Source organism: Calothrix sp. CCY 0018 (assembly GCF_963920925.1).
Classification (GTDB): domain Bacteria; phylum Cyanobacteriota; class Cyanobacteriia; order Cyanobacteriales; family Nostocaceae; genus Rivularia.
Genome location: NZ_CAWUDI010000083.1, coordinates 1 through 18898, shown reverse-complemented (window position 1 = coordinate 18898; position 18898 = coordinate 1). Strand labels below are relative to the sequence as shown.

Annotated in this window: 13 protein-coding genes and 1 pseudogene; 13 read left to right on the top strand and 1 reads right to left on the bottom strand. The window is 39.8% G+C overall.

The annotated features are described in order from the left end of the window. From ACM03V_RS33595 to ACM03V_RS33570, 6 genes and pseudogenes are all read left to right on the top strand, one after another. A pseudogene (locus ACM03V_RS33595) lies at positions 1-1764 on the top strand (hypothetical protein); the annotation flags it as partial. Positions 1765-1870: 106 nt separating this feature from the next. Beyond that, positions 1871-2173 carry a nucleotidyltransferase family protein gene (locus tag ACM03V_RS33590; RefSeq protein ID WP_414625154.1) on the top strand — a complete coding sequence of 101 codons (303 nt, stop codon included), beginning with the start codon at positions 1871-1873 and terminating at the stop codon, positions 2171-2173. Further along, complete coding sequence (locus ACM03V_RS33585; RefSeq protein WP_414625153.1) at positions 2160-2507, top strand: DUF86 domain-containing protein; 348 nt, start codon at positions 2160-2162, stop codon at positions 2505-2507. The genes ACM03V_RS33590 and ACM03V_RS33585 overlap by 14 nt, the downstream gene beginning before the upstream one ends. Positions 2508-2553: 46 nt before the next feature. Continuing rightward, a complete protein-coding gene (locus tag ACM03V_RS33580; protein WP_414625152.1) occupies positions 2554-6921 on the top strand; it encodes a caspase family protein in 4368 nt (1455 codons plus the stop codon). Positions 6922-7156: 235 nt separating this feature from the next. After that, positions 7157-8062, top strand: coding sequence for a hypothetical protein (locus tag ACM03V_RS33575; RefSeq protein ID WP_414625151.1), 906 nt, complete (start codon positions 7157-7159; stop codon positions 8060-8062). Further along, positions 8049-8375, top strand: a complete 327-nt coding sequence (locus tag ACM03V_RS33570) for a hypothetical protein (RefSeq protein ID WP_414625150.1) — start codon at positions 8049-8051, stop codon at positions 8373-8375. Before ACM03V_RS33575 ends, ACM03V_RS33570 begins: the two co-directional genes overlap by 14 nt. A 241-nt stretch (positions 8376-8616) precedes the next feature. Here ACM03V_RS33570 and ACM03V_RS33565 read toward each other — a convergent pair whose 3' ends face one another. Continuing rightward, the gene (locus tag ACM03V_RS33565; RefSeq protein ID WP_414625149.1) at positions 8617-8802 is read right to left on the bottom strand and encodes a hypothetical protein; all 186 of its coding nucleotides are present in this window, start codon (positions 8800-8802) and stop codon (positions 8617-8619) included. A gap of 462 nt (positions 8803-9264) precedes the next feature. Between ACM03V_RS33565 and ACM03V_RS33560 the strand changes: the two genes are divergently transcribed. The 7 genes from ACM03V_RS33560 to ACM03V_RS33530 all read left to right on the top strand — a co-directional run. Continuing rightward, entirely contained in the window at positions 9265-9801 is a 537-nt protein-coding gene (locus ACM03V_RS33560; RefSeq protein ID WP_414625148.1) for a CAP domain-containing protein, read from the top strand. A 122-nt stretch (positions 9802-9923) separates the two neighbouring features. Further along, positions 9924-10835: a glycoside hydrolase family 19 protein gene (locus tag ACM03V_RS33555; RefSeq protein ID WP_414625147.1), complete on the top strand. Its 912-nt coding sequence runs from the start codon at positions 9924-9926 to the stop codon at positions 10833-10835. A gap of 359 nt (positions 10836-11194) precedes the next feature. Beyond that, complete coding sequence (gene legP, locus ACM03V_RS33550; protein ID WP_414625146.1) at positions 11195-12187, top strand: Dot/Icm T4SS effector Zinc-dependent metalloprotease LegP; 993 nt, start codon at positions 11195-11197, stop codon at positions 12185-12187. Between the two features lie 457 nt (positions 12188-12644). Beyond that, positions 12645-13010, top strand: a complete 366-nt coding sequence (locus tag ACM03V_RS33545) for a YbaY family lipoprotein (protein ID WP_414625145.1) — start codon at positions 12645-12647, stop codon at positions 13008-13010. 311 nt (positions 13011-13321) lie between these two features. Further along, positions 13322-13774: a YbaY family lipoprotein gene (locus ACM03V_RS33540; RefSeq protein ID WP_414625144.1), complete on the top strand. Its 453-nt coding sequence runs from the start codon at positions 13322-13324 to the stop codon at positions 13772-13774. A gap of 762 nt (positions 13775-14536) precedes the next feature. Further along, positions 14537-16234: an AAA-like domain-containing protein gene (locus ACM03V_RS33535; RefSeq protein WP_414625143.1), complete on the top strand. Its 1698-nt coding sequence runs from the start codon at positions 14537-14539 to the stop codon at positions 16232-16234. Between the two features lie 435 nt (positions 16235-16669). Then, the coding region (locus ACM03V_RS33530) for an AAA-like domain-containing protein (RefSeq protein WP_414625142.1) at positions 16670-18898 on the top strand (2229 nt) is incomplete at its 3' end.

Sequence of the window (18898 nt, the reverse complement as noted above, 5' to 3'; positions counted from 1 at the left end):
CAAACAATTGCTAGTGCTAGCGATGACCAAACGGTCAAACTTTGGAAACGAAATAGCACAGGTCAATTTAATACTCAACCCGAGCAAACTCTTACCGGACATCGTGGTGGGGTAACAAGCGTAGCTTTTAGTCTTGATGGTCAAACAATTGCTAGTGCTAGCGATGACCAAACGGTCAAACTTTGGAAACGAAATAACACAGGTCAATTTAACACTCAAGCCGACCAAACCCTTACCGGACATCGTGGTGGGGTAACAAGCGTCGCTTTTAGTCCCGATGGTCAAACAATTGCTTCTGCTAGTCAAGACAGCACGGTCAAACTTTGGAGTCTTAATGATGGTAAGGTAATACAAACACTTGTGCATGGGGCTGTGGCAAATAGTGTTGTGTTTAGTCCTGACGGTGACGGTCAGCTCCTGGCTTCGGCAAATTCCAACGGAACTATAAATCTCTGGAAACGAGACATTACAGGTCAATTTGCAACTCAACCAAAAATATTAGATTTTAGAGATGTACGTTCATTTCGCAGCGTCGCTTTTAGCCCCGATGGGCAGACACTTGCCTTAGCAACTGAAGACAAAACTGTTATACTTTCTGACCATTATGGTGGGATAATACAAACTCTCACTGGGCATACAAGTTGGGTTTTCAGCGTCGCTTTCAGCCCTGATAAAAAGACGCTCACTCTGGCTTCCTCAACTGACCTTACAGTCAAGCTTTGGAGATATGAGGGCAAAAAACCACCAACTCTTGGTAATGTGCATGACGCAGCAATCTGGAGGATTGCTATTAGCCCTGACGGTCAGACGCTTGCTTCGGCAGATATCGATGGAACCGTCAAACTTTGGAAGTGGGATGGCACAGGTCAATTTGAAACTCAACCTTACCAAACCCTGACTGGGCATACACCTTGGGTAAGAAGCGTCGCTTTCAGCCCCGATGGTCAAATAATTGCTACTGCTAGTGATGACAAAACTGTCAAACTCTGGAGCATTGGGGGTCAAGAACTGCAAACTCTCACCGGGCATAATGGTGGTGTCGAAAGCGTTGCTTTTAGCCATGATGGAAAAATAATTGCCTGTGCTGGAGGAGACAGAGTTAAACTTTGGAAGCGGGACGACAGCACAGGTAAATTTGCAATTCAACCTTATAAAACCCTGACCGGGCATAAGGGTAAAGTTTTCAGCGTCGCTTTTAGCCCTGATGGTCACACAATTGCTACTGCTAGTGATGACAATACAGTCAAACTCTGGAATTTTGATAAGAGTAAGGAACTACAAACCCTTACCGGACATCAAGCTGCCGTTAACAGTGTTGTGTTTAGCCCTGATGGTCAAACAATTGCCACTGCTAGTGCAGACACAAACATCAAACTGTGGAAGCGGAACTTTATAGGTCAATTTGAAACTCAACCTTATAAAACCCTCACGGGGCATACAAGTTGGGTCAATAACGTTGCATTCAGCCCTGACGGTCAGATGCTCGCCTCAGCAGGTGAAGATACAACTGTCAAACTTTGGACTTTAGAGGGAAAGGAACTGCAAACCCTTTATGGACATGATAATTGGATTAGGAGCATTGTTTTCAGTCCTAATGGCAAGAAAATTGTCTCTGCTGGTGCCGGAAAAGTGATTTTATGGAATTTAGAAGATTTGTCGTTGGATAAGCTAAATAAGTTAATGGAACCTGTTTGCGATGGTGTGCATGATTATCTACAAAATAACCCCGATGTCAGTGAAAGCGATCGCCATCTCTGTAACTAATATGTAAATATTTGGTAAAATTATTAACATCATAAGACTTTATGACTAATATATAACGAAGGTAAACTCAAGTTATCATGGAGATAAAATTATCAATCTTATAACCATGAAAAAAATTCCTTTACATTTATCTCAAGCAGAAATTAAACAATTTTGTCAACGTAACTCAATTCGCAAGTTGTCTTTATTTGGTTCAGTATTAAGAGATGATTTTACAAAAGAAAGTGATGTTGATGTTTTAGTAGAATTTGAACCGGCAAAAACTCCAGGTTTAGCTATTACTACAATGGAGGATGAGTTATCAAATATAATAAATCGCCAGATAGATTTAAGAACATCGGCAGATTTAAGTCGTTATTTTCGCGAGCAAGTCTTAGCAGAAGCGATGGTCATTTATGAGCAAAATTGATGATTTAACTCGGCTAAAACACATTAGAGATGCGGCAAAAGAAGCATTGTCTTTTACTAAAAATCGTACTAGAGAAGATTTGGATAGCGATCGGATGCTATCTTTGGCTTTAGTAAGATTAATTGAAATCATCGGTGAAGCAGGTAATCGCGTTTCTGAGCCTTGTCAAGCTAAGTATTTAAGAATACCTTGGCGACAGATTGTTGGCATGAGAAATCGTATTATCCATGCTTATTTTGATGTTGATTTAGATATTATTTGGCAAGTAGTCACTCAAGATTTAGGTTCACTTCTGATTGAGGTTGAAGAGGCAATTAAAGATTTAGAAACGTGAATTACAAGAATAGAGAATAGCTTCGCATAAATGCTTGGAGAATCATATGTTTAAACGCAATCTTGCATTTATTATCGGCATCAACAATTACAGCAACGGCATTTCTCCCTTAAAAACTGCCGTTAACGATGCTAAAAAGCTTGTAGAAATTCTCCGAGAAAAGCATAATTATCAAGTCTGGGTATGCTTAGACGAAGTTGCAACGCTAAGTAATTTAAATCAACTTTTAGAAAAAACTTTACAGCAACAAGTTACAGAAAATGACCGTTTATTATTCTACTTTGCCGGTCACGGAGTCGCGCTCAATGGCGATGATGGCCCTGCTGGTTACTTAATTCCCCAGGATGCGAAACGAGGCGATATTGATAGTTATCTGCCGATGACTAAGTTACACGATGCCTTAAGTTTATTATCTTGCCGTCATTTCTTGGGGGTTTTCGATTGCTGCTTCGCAGGCGCTTTTCGCTGGTCGAGTACCAGAGATCTATTAACAACACCAGAAGTAATTCACAAAGAACGTTATGACCGTTTTATTATAGATGCTGCATGGCAAATCATAACTTCTTCAGCCTCCGACCAAAAAGCATTAGATAACTTTAAATTAGATACAGAACGCGGTCAAGTCGGCAATCATTCCCCTTTTGCTACTGCATTATTAGAAGCACTTGAAGGACAAGCAGATGTTTATCCACCCGCCAAAAATGGTAAATCAGCTGGAGATGGAGTAATTACAGCAACAGAATTATATTTATATTTAAGAGATAGAGTCGAAGTTCCGACAGAAAAACATCGTCTGCGACAAACCCCTTGTATTTGGTGTTTAAATAAGCATGATAAAGGAGAATATATCTTTCTTTCTCCCGGACACGAATTAAATTTACCACCAGCACCACCTTTAGATGAATCAAAAAATCCCTATCGCGGTTTAAAGTCGTTTGATGAAGAACACAGCAAACTGTTTTTCGGTAGACAAGCCTTAACACAACAGTTATATCGGCAAGTTGAAAAACAACCATTAACGGTAGTTTTGGGTGCTTCGGGAACCGGAAAATCCAGTTTGGTGAAAGCGGGATTAATACCTTACATTAAACAATCAAATCCACAATGGCATATCCTTGCACCTATGCGTCCTGGGGAGTCGCCGTTAAAAGCTTTAAATAATACATTAGCAACGGATGAACTATTAGTTAATAGCGAGCATGATATAGCCAATTGGTTACAGCAAAATCCGCAGTCAAAATTAGTACTAATAATTGACCAAGTGGAAGAATTACTGACTTTGTGTCGTAACGACCAAGAGCGGGAAGAGTTTCTCAATTTATTAACTAACTTAGTAGCTAATTATTCAGATAATTTACGAATTATACTGACTTTACGTAGTGATTTTGAACCTCAATTATCTAACTCAGTTTTAGAGCCGTATTGGTATGCATCTCGGTTTATAGTTCCGGCAATGACGCGGGAGGAATTACGGGCTTGCATCGAGCAACCTGCTTCCGCAAGGGTTATGTATTTTGAACCCCACAGTTTAGTAGAAAAATTAGTTGATGAAGTAGCTCAGATGCCAGGGGCGTTACCGTTACTTTCTTTTACCTTAAGCGAACTGTATTTAAAGTATTTAAAGAGTGTTAGAGAAGGAACAAGGGAAGACCGAGCAATTACAGAAGCTGATTACGAACAGTTGGGAGGAGTAACCCGCAGTCTAACTCAAAGAGCAGATTACGAACACGATCAATTGGTTAAAAAAGATACGGCTTATATTGCTACTGTCCGTAACTTAATGCTGCGAATGGTTGCCGTAGGTGGTGGAGAATTAGCTCGCAGACGAGTAGCATTATCGGAGTTGGAGTACCCCGAACCAGAAAATACCCGCATCCAAGAGGCGATCGCCCGTTTTACAGATGCGAGGTTGTTAGTGGAAGGACAAGATAGTGAAGGTAAACCGTATGTGGAACCAGCCCATGATGCTTTAGTAAGGGGTTGGGATAAATTGCTAAGCTGGAAACAAGATGAAGAAGAAGCTTTAATTTTACAACGACGACTCACATCTGCTGCGGTAGAATGGCAAGGTGTTAAAAGTAAGCAACAAATATCGGGTTTTCAAGCTAAGTCCCGAATCTTATTTAATTGCTTAGATAGGACATTTAATACTGTTGAAAATTTATTTAATAAAACTACTGCACAGTTAATTCAACTTTGGAAGCAAAGACAAAATCAGCAACAAAGTTTGAGGGAGAAACCCGGACAATTTCTTTGGAATTCCAATCCCTATCTTGATGTTTTAAACGAGCAACTTAATTTTAAACAAAATTGGTTTAATAAGTTAGAAAGTGAGTTTGTGGCAAGTAGCGTGTTACAAAAACGTAGAAACATAAGTTGGCGATGGCGGGTTACTATTAGTGTAATCTTAGGATTAACTGGATTAACTATTGGACTTTTCTTTTATCTGAGAAGCTCACAAATAAGAGAAGCCAGTAAATCGAGAGAATCCGCAGAAATAAGCTTGGAAAATAATCAATCTTTAGATGGAATGATTACAATTTTACAAGCAGGAAATATTCTCAAACAACCACTTTTACAATTATTCCCACCCAATATTCAATTAAAAGAAGATATAGAAGGAACGCTGCAAAAAGCAGTTTATACTGTGAGAGAAAGCAACCGTTTACAAGGTTACACACGTCCGGTTAGAGCTGTAGTATTTAGTCCAGATGGTAAATATTTTGCTACTAGTGGTGATGATGGTACGGCACGTTTGTGGAATTTGCAGGGTAAGGAGTTGCTGAAATTTGAACAAGAAAAAGAAAAACAAAAAGGTTCGGTAAGAAGCATTAAATTTAACCCTAAAGCGAACTTAGTCGCAACTGCTGGAGATGATGGGTTTATCCGCTTGTGGAATTTGCAGGGTAAGTTAATTCAACAGTGGAATGCACAGCAAGGTAGATTGTGGGGAATTGAGTTTAGCCGAGATGGTAATTTAGTAGCTAGCGAAGGAAATAACGGTACTGTAGGTTTATGGAATTTACAGGGTAAGTTATCAGTAGAATTAAAAGGCGATCAAAAACCAGTAAAAAGTCTTAGTTTTAGTCCGAACGGTCAGTTAATCGCAAGCGGTTTGGATGATGGTACTATAAGGCTGTGGGATGTTCGGGGCAAGGAATTAAGTAAAATTACAGCTCATAAAGTTTCTGTCAGCGGTCTTAGTTTTAATCCAGATAGTCAACTACTTGCGAGTGTAGGAGAAGATAAATTTGTTCGATTGTGGAATGTAGCAGGTAAACAACCTATCTTATCTAAAGAATGGAATGCACAACAAGCTAAGATTTGGGGTGTAAAATTTAGTCCGAAGGGTAAGCAATTAGCTACCGGAGGAGGAGACGGTACTGTTAAGGTTTGGAATTTACAAGGTGAGGAATTAGAAAAATTCGTTGCTCATCGGGGACCTGTTAGAAGTGTCAGTTTTAGTCCCAAGGGTGAACAATTAGCAAGTAGCAGCGATGATACGATGGTTCGTATCTGGGATTTACAAGGTAAGGAATTAAATAAGTTTGAAAACAAAAATTTTGGTAATCAAAATCAAAATCAAAATAATGCAAGCAGCGTCAGTTTGAGTACCAATGGTAAGAAAATAGTTACTGCTGACAATGATGGTTTTATTCGTTTGTGGAATCAGAACGGTCAACTTTTAGGAAAACCATTCCAGCATTCAGGAACTGTCAAAAGTTTAGCTCTAAGTCCGGATAATCAGCAAATTATTATTGGTAATAATGACGGTGGTATAGAACTGCGAAAAAGCAACGGTCAAATTTTGAGAAAACCGTTTAAAGATGGTTCTAGTCCGATTCGTAGTGTAGCGTTTAGTCCAGATGCTCAAAAAATAATCAGTGGTAGCGAAGACGGTATTATTCGTCTGTGGAATCTTCAAGGTAAACTCTTGGGAAAACTATTTGAAGGTCATTTAGGTGCGGTGAATAGTTTGGGATTTAGTCCAAATAGTCAGAGAATAGTTAGCGGTGGTGAAGACGGTACTATTCGTTTGTGGGATTTACAAAGTGAATGGAACAGAGCATTTCAAATATATGGCCCGGAAATAACCTCAGTCACTTTTAGCCCAGACAGTAAAAAGATTATTAGTAGCGATAGCAAAGGTCGCATTTTATTGTGGAATTTGCAGAACCCTACAGATCAATTACCCTACTCAGCATGGAACACGAAACAATCTGCGATTAACAGCATTAGTATAAGTTCCGACGGTAAATTACTGACCACTTTGGGTAGCGACGGTAGCGTTAAATTATGGGAAATTCACTCATCTGACCAACTGATGAAACAAGCTTGCAATTCGTCTGAAGATTATCTCAAGAATAATTCAAACGAAGGCGATAGCAATTTGTGTGATGGAATAAATAAGTAATTACGTCCCGTCATATTAAATTTTCTAGATAAGCGAAACCCGTGTAGAAACGTTACAGTGTAACGTCTATAAATTGCGCTGCCTACAATACTGCATAAGTTAATTAAACTTACAACTATCACCTAATGTAATCAATCAAAAATCACACTGCTGCATAAGTTAAATCAACTATCTTCTATATCTTAGTAACCCAAACATCGATTACAGACATTAAAAATCAAGTAGAGGAGGATAAATGATGCCGCACAATTTTCGCAAAACATTTGTATTAGTCGCTGTAGTTGCAGCTTTATCAACTGGTTGCAAATATAGCAAACAATACCAACAACTTACAGAAGCAGGAGATAAATATACAACTGCTGTTGACGAATTATTAGTTAAAGCTGGCAAACTGCAAGTAGAATCAACTTCAGAAGATATATTATCAGACGATAGAATTTCCAATCGAACAGTCCAACAATATATCCAGGTTTCCGAGCAAGATAAAGAAGTATTACAAATAATCAATGATATTCGTAATCATAACCGATTGTTAAAAAAATACTTTTATAAATTAGATGAACTTGCTCGCTCCGACGCACCAGAAAGAACTCAGCAAGAAATTGAAGGAATTACTAATAATTTACAAAAAATTAGTTCCCATTTACAAACAACTAGATTTTCTTTAAATCCCGGCATATTAAAAGGGATAGGACATCTGGCAATTCATTCTAAAATTAATGGTGCCTTGAGAGAAGAACTAGAAAAGCGCGATCGCACTATTCTTCAGGAGTTAACAATTCAGCAAGAAATGCTCGGTAAACTTAGTGAATTTATGAAAAATAAAGTTGAAAGGAAACGACTAGCACAAGAGCAACGCTTTGTGATTCGTCCCTTAATTAATGAGGTTGCAATATCAGATGAGGAGGGTTGGATTCAGAGAAGAAATGAAATTTTTGTCATAGATACGCGAGTCGAAGAATTAGATAATGCCAGTATTGCTTTAGCAGAATTTAAGAATGTTTTTAAAGATTCTGTAGAAGGAAAAATTACTGGTGTACGGCTTAATAATGCTTTAAAAGATATCGATTCGTTTTTAGCACTACTAGAAAATAAACAACAACCAATCCAAGAGGAAATTTCAAACAATGAAAACAACTAATAATATGCTTTCTCAAATGAGAGAACAAGTAGCAAAGCTTAACCAACTTCAACCTATATTAGAGCAAGAGCCGGATGAATCAAAAAAACAAGCTTTTCTTAAACAGCGAGAACGTTATCGAAAAGCTGTTCATGAATTAGAAAAACAGGATTTGGAAAATATTTTAGCAAAAATGAAGCCTTTAGAAGTAGAACTTCATCAAGCTCTTAAATCTTTAGATAATGCACTGCAAAGCGTCAATAATACGGTGAATATTATTAGTGGTATTCGGAACGTTTCTGGTATAGTAGCTCGGATTATCCCGATTATTTAATAATACTAATAGGACTTACGCAATCACAACGATAAATTAGGCATTCCAAACGTTCAGATCCCCCCAACCCCCTTAGTAAGGGGGGCTTTGCGTAAGTCCTAACTAATTTCTTTGAATAAGAACATTTGATTAAAAAAAAATTGAAACCTTGTATATATTTTTTTGTAGAGATGTAATTAGCTTGCATCTCTACATTTTTAATATTGGGTAATTTTAATTAATCCTAATTTGTTTGCAATACCTATTTTTTTTCACTATCTTTATTCGACTCTTGATTCTTTTCCGATGCATTTTCCGAACTCTTCAAGCCTCTGTCAACTCCTGGAGAATCCCTATCAACTCTGTCAACTCCGGGAGAACGAGAAGAATCGTCCTCATTTTGCTTGTTCGTATCAGCTTGCTTTGGTTCTTGATTTTCTTGATTCATGCCGATAATCAAATATTACATTTGTATATTTTTAGTAAGCCAAGATAGATATTGAATGATTTTTAACAATTTTGATATCCTCCCTAAGAGGTAATTTTGCTCTTTTGGCTATTGGTGGAGGTAGATTAAAAAATAATCAATTACTCACTTTATCGAGCTAACTGCATAAGTCCAAAATCCTTTAACTATATAAACTTAGAATGCAAACAATATTGTTTATTCCCAATCGGGATAACTGTTTTGCAGTTCCGAACTTAACTTCAAATAATACCGAAAGTAGAAGATGACTATTGCCAATAGACCTCGTTTACAGGTAAAAGTTGAGTTTTGTTTGGCGAAGCCGCAGTTGCAGAAGGAATGGTTAACTGCATAAGTTAAAACCAGCGGCACTATATCAATACAGACAGCAATGGTTAATCCAAAACGCTGACTAACAACACAAAATTTTCAAAAGAAAAAATCATGACTATATCACCTGATTCCAATTTAGAGGCAACAACCTCTGAAACTGTTATTGACGAACCCATCGTTGTTGAACTGGAAAATCCAGCTTTACCAGAGATGCCTTTATCTTGTGATAGCGAAGATTCATCACCAATCGAGTCCGACACCAGATCCACATCTGTAGTTCAAGAAGTTGTCAATCTTGTTAATAACGAAAGACGCAAAGCCGGATTATCACCCTTGAGAATCCATTCGCGACTAAATGCTTCAGCCCAAGCACATTCCAACGATATGGCAAGAAATAACTTTATGAGCCACACTGGCTCCGATGGTTCATCTATGGGCGATCGCATCAAGCGATATGGTTATAATTTTCGCAGGGCTGCTGAGAATGTGGCAGCAGGGCAATCTTCACCTCAAGATGTAATGCGCTCTTGGATGAATAGTCCCGGTCATCGTAAAAACATTCTCAATGGTAACTTTCGTGACATTGGGGTTGGATATGCTCGCGGTGGTAGATATGGTACTTATTGGACGCAAAACTTTGGCGCATAAGGGCTAATAGGGGTTAAGCAGGATTAAAATTTCTGCAAAATGCGGGGTTACAATTCTCGCAAATTGTAATCTCCCTCTCCCCGTATTATTGAAAGTTAATTTTGTCGTTTTTGGAGATTATTATGGCTTGTTCATGTGGAAAATCGTACATTGTTAACTCAGGAGATACACTAGCTATTATTGCCGAAAGACAATTGGGTAATGGTAGCCGTTGGAAGGAAATAACAAAACCAAATTGCACTCCTTTTACAGAAGACGAAGCTAGGAGATTGCAGCCCGGTGATGAAGTCTGCCTTCCCGATGGTTCTACTCCTACCCCACCTCCAGCACCTCCAGTCAGCGGTAGTTTTGCGGATATTGTATCCAGTCAAACTTACCAAAATATGTTCCCAAATCGCGACAGTCTGTACACCTACGAAGGTTTAGTAACTGCGGCAGGAAAATACCCAAACTTCTGCAATCAAGGAACTGACATTCAGCGCAAACGTGAAGCAGCTGCATTTTTAGCTAATATTGCCCACGAAACTAGTGGTCTTAAATACATTGAAGAATTAGCCTGTATAGATGGCGGCTGTGAAGCTACATATTGCGATCGCAATAACACCACTTATCCCTGTGTCTCCGGTCGCAGCTATCACGGTCGCGGTCCAATGCAACTATCGTGGAATTACAACTATGGTGCAGCAGGTCAAGCCTTGGGTGTCGATTTACTTTCTAACCCGGATCTAGTCAAGACGGATGGCGCGATCGCATTTTCTACAGGCTTATGGTTCTGGATGACTCCTCAATCACCAAAGCCTTCTTGTCATGCAGTGATGAGCGGCGGTTGGACTCCCAGCCCCGATGATACAAACAAAGGACGTACCCCTGGTTTTGGTATGACTATCAATATTATCAACGGTGGTTTGGAATGTGGCCAAGCTACTAATGACAAAGTTGAGAGAAGGGTAAGCTTTTACAGAGAGTTTTGCCAATTGGTAGGTGTAAGTGCAGACGATAACGTTTACTGCAATAATATGAGACCTTACGGTTAAATATAATACAAACCTAACCCCCAGCCCCTTCCCTGGAAGGGGAGCAAGATTTCACCAAGCAAATTTGTTAGTTAAGAGCATAAACTGCATCGATCTGGTTCCCAGGTTCAACCTGGGAACTATGGTTTGGAGGCTCTGCCTCCAGCTACTGAGAATGTTGCCAGATGTGAAATATAACGAATTTGCTTCTTTGTAGGGTAGCCTTTTTTATCCAGGGTTTTAAGTTTTTATAAAAAAGTTTGTTGGTTCCCTCGATAAACTGCATAAGTTAATTTCACTGACAACTATGACTGATGTAGCAAGGATAATTTAGAAGCAATTACCTTGTGTTAAATGTTTATTTATCAAAAGGACAAATAATGACTGATATTCAAGACTTAAACAACTTTGATGGACTTGTGAGCAGCGAGGATATTCGCACGGGTTTTATCTCTGGAGCAACTTTTAAAAACAAGCCAATTCAATATTCAGTTGTAGATGGACTGGCAATGTTCGAGGGTTGTATTGTACTCGGTACTGTCGAGGAAATGGAGGCGAAAGCCGCCGCTGTTCGGGCTGGAGAAGATGATGAAGCGAACGATCGCGGCGTGTTTATCGTTGGTGAGGGGCGACGTTGGCCTAACGGTATCGTACCTTATGATATTGATGGGAATCTTCCCAAGCAAGAACGGATAAGTCACGCGATCGCTCACTGGGAGGCTAAGACTAGTATCAGATTTGTACGACGCACCAGTGGTAATGCTAGTCAGTATCCTAATTATATTTACTTTAGAGTGGCTGATGGCTGTTTCTCATCTGTAGGTATGACGGGAAGAGGTAAGCAAGATATTGGTTTAGCTGGAGGTTGTGGTAATGGTGCTACAATTCACGAAATCGGACACGCTTTAGGGCTATGGCACGAACAAAGTCGTGAGGATAGAGATAGACATATTCGCGTTAATTGGGAAAACATCGAATCCGATCATCAGCATAATTTTAACCAACATATTACCGATGGTGATGACCACGGTAACTATGATTATGACTCGATTATGCATTACAGCAGTAAAGCTTTTTCTAAAAATGGTCAACCAACTATTGTGCCTATCGATCCTGCAAAAAATATCGGGCAGAGAGAAAGTTTAAGTCATGGTGATATTGCAACCATTAAATTTCTCTATCAAGGCGCTGCTCCTAATGCTCGTGCGTATACAATACAGTCTGGAGATACACTTTTTCTAGTTGCCGAGCGTGAATTAGGTGATGGCAACCGTTGGCGTGAAATTATGAAAACCCCAAATGGCGGTACTTTTAGCGAAGAAGAGGCTAGAAATTTAAGTCCGGGACAAGTGGTTTATCTTCCTGTAAGTTAAAAATTGTGTACTCTAATTTAGGCTTATAAACTAGTATCCTGACTTTAACTGGTTCCCAGGTTCAATCTGGGAACCGATTGCTTGAGGCTCTGCCTCGCATTGCTCCCCTGGAGGCAGAGCCTCGGCTGTTGACTCTGTACATTTTTTAAGCATAAAAATTCATGCAAAAAACGTGTTGGTGTTCAAGATATTGCCCTCTCCCCCTTCCCCTCTCCCAAGCTTGGGAGAGGGGTGCCGGAGGCGGGGTGAGGGAAAAGATTATGGTTCTTACCGACATAAAAGCTGTATGAATAAAAACCGAGAAATTCTATCAAAGTCAACAGCCTAGGCAGAGCCTCGGTAACTTTGTTCCCAGGTTGAATCTGGGAACAAGAAACCTGTATGAATTTTAGGACGCGCACCAAGGGAGCAAACAGAGAATAGGTAACAGAAATTTGAAAAATGCTTCACTAAAAAGATGTCATTAAATACTTTATCATCCGTGGTAAAAGGCGAAATTATTTTCAGCCAAAAGTTAAGTTCATTTTCCGGAGCTACAGCAAATATATACCTTGAAGATGTTAGTTTTATCGATGCTCCATCTACTTGTATCAGCAAACAAGTAATTGCCGATATAAACCATCAAATGGGAGTAACAAATTGCGTCGAATTTGCTTTAAATAGCTTTTACGAGCAAAATGCCAGATATATAATAAAAGCCCATATCTCAATTAATGGAAGTGAAGAAATCCAACGTGGCGATTATATAACAATGGAAAGCTATCCTGTTCTGACTTTTGGATATCCAAATCGGGTATCTGTATATGTACAAGAAGTGAAATAAAAAGATGTGATGCTTAAAAAAGAAACTGCATAAGTTAAAAATAACTACAACTATTTATAATTGAAAACTCAACAATTAGTAACCTTTAAGTTCACAAATTATATTCAAGTTTTAAATGGGAGAATAAGTAGGTTGGCACCAATAAATATAACTATGTAACGAAATGTAAAAAAGATTGAAACCCTTGCGATTGCTTCCTCGTGCCTCGTCGCAATGACAGAACACAATTATATTTATTCGCGCCGACTTACTTAATAACTTAAAGTTGGAAATTACAGACTTAACTTATTTTACAAATTAAAAGGATTATAATGTCGAAAAAAATTGCTTTTGCTTCATCAATAGTTCCGCTTTTAACTTTGGTTTTATCAGGTGTTTTTGCGAGTGCTTTAGCTTGTCAGCCTGTGACAAGAAAACCGCTTCTCAAATCTAATCTTATTTTTCCTCAAAGTACGCGCATATTTCCTCAAGCAGTTGGGTATATACGTCTTGAAGAAGTTAGCCGTGCGGATGCTCCGTCAAATATTATTTCAGAACAAGTAATCAGGAAGATTTCCGATAAAATTAGAACTGAAAATAGATTAGAGGTTAATTTATATGGCCCAAATCTAAATCGACGGTTAAATTATGCTGTCAACGTTCATATTGACTCAGACGGAAATGGACAAATCAATCGTGGTGATTATATAAATACCGAAAGTTACCCAGTGCTTACTTTTGGACGCTCAAATCAAGTTACTGTAAAGTTGAAATTGATTAGTTAATACTAGTAAAACAAGTCAAAAGTCAAAAGTCAAAAGTAAGAAAGCTTGTTTTATAGGCTTTTGTGCCATTTGAAATGGTAGCTTTATTTCCACCGACATCTTGCACCATTATCAACAAGCGCCTTGGAATAAATTCCCAGGCTGATAAACAAAGTCCTATAAATAGGACTGGGTAAGAATTTTAGTACGTTTTAACCTACTTTGTATATTAGCCTTGAAATTTATTTCTAGGCGGTTGTGAAGGCTTAACGACATTGGTGCAAGATATCAGTTTCCACCGACTTGTACTAGTATTATAAAATTTTTCTAAAAATTAGAAATTCAAAAGAATAAATTAGGACTTACGCAACCTCAACGGTAAAGTAGTATTTCCAACATTAAGATCCCCCCAACCCCCCTTTTAAAGGGGGGCTTGCGTAAGTCCTAAAAATTAGAAATTCAAAAGAATAAATAACAGTAGCAAGCAATTATTTAAGCGCTCACTTTCTACTGTTTTTATTTGTCTGCTACAAGTTCATGCTAAATAAATATAGCGAATTTCGGTGTACGTAGTAGCTTTAATAAGGATGCTCCAAGAGGTTGTTATATCGTTAGTATTGTGCAAAATTATATATTAGGGTAATTGCGACATTCGGAAAAGGTCGTGGGATTTCCGTATTTCTACCCCAAGGTGTGTAGTAATCCAAGTCAATGAAGTTTTCCTATTTAGACGTTAATCAGCAACGCTAATTTGTATTTTAATTTACAGTGGTCGATCGCACAGTGAAGAAAATCCTCATTCTATCAGCAAATCCCAAGGATACATCTAAACTGCGTCTTGATGAAGAGGTGCGGGAAATTGAAGCAGGGTTGGAACGTTGTAAGTATCGACAACATTTTCAAATTATCTCTAAGTGGGCGGTGCGTTCTGATACTTTGCGTCAGGCTTTGTTAGATCATGAGCCGTCAATCGTGCATTTTTGCGGACATGGTTCTGGTAGTCAAGGTTTAGCTTTGGAGAATAAGTCTGGGGAGATGCAATTGGTTAGTACAAGCTCCCTTGCGGGATTGTTTGGACTATTCAAAGGTAAGATTAAATGTGTTGTTCTCAATGCCTGCTACAGTGAAGCACAATCTGAGGCAATTTACCAACACGTTGACTGCGTAGTCGGGATGAATCAAGCGATTGGGGATAAAGCTGCAATTCAGTTTGCTAAGGGGTTTTATGATGGTTTGGGTGCTGGTAGAACCTTTGAGGATGCTTTTGCATTTGGTTGTAATGCGATTGATTTAGAAGAGATTCCGGAAGTTTCTACCCCGGTAATTAAAAGTAAGTATTTGAGTAACCAAATCTCATTATCGATTCAGCCAGATCAAGCGAAACCGGACTCAAATCGAAGAGGGATTGTAGTAGAGCCACTACAAACTGAGATTCAAGATACCCAGATAAAACCGAAATTCCCCTTAGAAAATCCAGAAGGACAAGTATCCCTAGATTCTCCTTTTTATGTGGAACGTCCACCCAATGAAGTTGACTGTTATGAAGCTATTCTCCAACCTGCGGCTCTGATTCGCATTAAAGCACCCAGACAATTGGGCAAAACTTCTTTGATGACGCGGACTCTTCACCATGCGAAACAACATGGTTATCAAACTGTATCTTTGAATTTTCAATCAGCCGATGCGGAATTTCTGAACAGTTTGGATCTATTCTTGCAGTGGTTCTGTGCCAGTATTGCTGATAAACTCAATTTGCCCGATAAACTTAGTGAGTATTGGCAAGGTATTTTAGGTAGCAAAAATAAATGTACAAAGTACTTCGAGAGGTATTTATTACCGGAAATTAATAGTTCTATTGCTTTGGGTTTGGATGAAGTAGATCAAGTGTTTAAGCATCCTGAGATTGCTGCTGACTTTTTTGGGCTGTTACGGGCTTGGCATGAGCGGGCAAAAAACGATGTAGATTGGAAAAAACTCGCGTTGGTGATTGTGCATTCCAAGGAGGTTTACATCCCCCTAAATATCAATCAGTCTCCTTTTAATGTGGGGGTACCCATTGAGTTACCAGATTTGAATCGATCGCAAGTGCAATATTTAATCCAACTGCATGGATTGAGTTGGACTGATTCCCAAGTAGAACAGTTGATAAATCTGGTGGATGGACATCCGTATTTACTCAGAGTTGCATTGTATGAAATTGCCCGTGGTAGAATTACTTTAAACAGGCTTTTGGAAACTGCTCCGACTGATGAAGGTTCTTACAGCGAGCATTTGCGCCGCCATCTGCTAAATTTACAAGAAGATGAAGAATTGTTGGCAGCATTCAAACGGGTGTTAGAAGTTGCACAACCAGTGGATGTGGGAAACACTGCGGCGTTTAAACTCCGGAGTATGGGACTGGTTAAATTACGGGGAAACTCGGTGATTCCTTTGTGTGATTTGTATCGGCAGTACTTTGGCGATCGCTTGGAGGTGCGTTGATTTAAGTCAAAAGTTAAAAGTCAAAAGTCAAAATGGTATACAGCACTTGTAGGTTGGGTTGAACGGAGTGAAACCCAACATCCTTTGGCGATCGCTTGGGGGTGAGGTAGATAAAATAAAAAGTCAAAATCCAAAAGTTAAAAGTTAAAAGTTAAAAGTTAAAATTCAAAAGTTAAAATTCAAAAGTTATTTATATGATATCTTGCAACATTCTCGTTAAGCCTCAACAACCGCCTTGGAATAAATTCCCAGGCTCAAAAGTAAAGTCGTCTAAAGACGACTGGGTAAGGCTTTTAGTGCGTTTTAACGTACTTTGTATATTAGCCTTGAAATTGATTTCAAGGCGGGTATTTGGGCTTAACAACAATAAATATCCCGTTTCCAGGCTCCAGCCTGCGAACAAGAACAAATCCAAAATCCAAAATCCAAAATGGTATGACACAGTATCAGTACCAAGTCGGGGGAAGTCTTCCGCCAAATGCACCCACTTATGTTACCCGTCAAGCTGATGAAGATTTATATCAAGGCTTGAAAGCGGGTGAGTTTTGCTATGTGCTGAATTGTCGGCAGATGGGTAAGTCGAGTTTGCGGGTACGGGTGATGCAGCGGTTGGTGGATGAGGGGTTTGCTTGTGCTGCGGTTGATATTACGGCGATTGGGACTGCGGATATTACTCAGGAGCAGTGGTATGCGGGAGTAATTGATACTTTGGTGGGGATTTTTAAACTTTATGGGGATTTTGATTTAGAGGTTTGGTGGCAGGAAAATAGTTTGCTGTCTCCGGTGCAGAAGTTGGGTAAGTTTATTGAGACGATTTTATTAGTTAAAATTACTGGGAATATTGTGATTTTTGTTGATGAAATTGATAGTCTCCTCAGCTTAAATTTTAAAGATGATTTTTTTGCGGCGATTCGTGCTTGTTATAACCAAAGAGTCGATCGCACGGAGTACAATCGGCTGACTTTTGCTTTGTTGGGGGTGGCGACTCCTGCGGATTTGATTAGTGATAAAAATCGTACACCGTTTAATTTGGGAAGGGCAATTCAACTTTGTGGGTTTGAGTTGGAGGAAAGCGCACCGTTAGCCCAGAATTTGGGGGACAATTCTCAAGAGGTGTTGAAAGAGGTGTTGCATTGGACGGGGGGACAACCTTTTTTGACTCAGAAGGTGTGTAAGATTTTAACGCAAGACCTAACCCCCCAGCCCCCTTCCCTACTAGGGAAGGGGGGGTATGATTCTCATCGCCTTGTAGGGGAGGGGTCACGATGGGTAGGGGAGTATGATTCCCATCCCCTAGCAGGGGAGGGGTTAGGGGAGAGGTCACAATGGGTAGAAAGACTGATAATATCTCGTATCATTGATAACTGGGAAACCCAGGATGAACCGGAACATTTAAAAACTATCCGCGACAGAATTATTCGCAACGAACAACGTGCGGGCAGGTTACTAGGAATATATCAGCAAATAGTACAGCAGGGAGAATTACCAACAGATAACAGCCCCGAACAAATGGAGTTGCGGTTGACGGGATTGGTGGTGAAGCGAGACGGTAAGTTACAGGTGTATAACCGCATTTACCAAGAGGTGTTTAATGGCGAGTGGGTGGAAAAGGAACTGGCGAAACTGCGTCCCTATTCCCAGGTTTTGACGGCTTGGTTAGAAGCAAAGCAAAGGGATGAATCGCGGCTGTTGCAGGGACAAGCTTTGCAGGATGCTTTGGATTGGGCAAAGGAAAAAAGCTTAAGTGATGTTGATTATCAGTTCTTGGCTGCGAGTCAGGAGTTGGATAAGCGAGAAATTCAGTTTGCTTTAGCAGAAACCGAGAAAAAAGCACAGCAGATTGTCGCCGATGCCCAGAGGAAAGCCAAACGTACTAATCGGATTAGTTTGAGTATTTTATCAGTGGCGATTGTGGGGGCTATAGGGGCGAGTTGGTATGGTCAAAAATTAATCACAAATGCAGAAACAATTACGGAACTAGAAAGGGCAGCGGATAGCGCTTTAAGGTTATTTGAGACCTACGATAGAGAAGGATTGTTGCTAGCTATGGAAACTGGGCAGAAGTTGCAATCTATGGTGAAAGATAATCGCCCTGGGCAATATCCCGCAGCTAGCCCCGTGGGTTCTTTAAAAACCATTTTAAATGATATCAACGAGCGCAATCAACTCAAAGGCCATACAAGAGAAGTCATCAGCGCTGTATTTAGCGACGACGGCAAACGCATTCTCACCGCATCTTGGGATAATACCGCCCGGATTTGGGATACACAAGGCAAGGAATTAGCTGTTCTCAAAGGCCATACAGAGCGTGTCATCAGCGCTGTATTTAGCGACGACGGCAAACGCATTCTCACCGCATCTTGGGATAATACCGCCCGGATTTGGGATACACAAGGCAAGGAATTAGCTGTTCTCAAAGGCCATACAGAGCGTGTCATCAGCGCTGTATTTAGCGACGACGGCAAACGCATTCTCACCGCATCTTGGGATAATACCGCCCGGATTTGGGATACACAAGGCAAGGAATTAGCTGTTCTCAAAGGCCATACAGAGCGTGTCATCAGCGCTGTATTTAGCGACGACGGCAAACGCATTCTCACCGCATCTTGGGATAATACCGCCCGGATTTGGGATACACAAGGCAAGGAATTAGCTGTTCTCAAA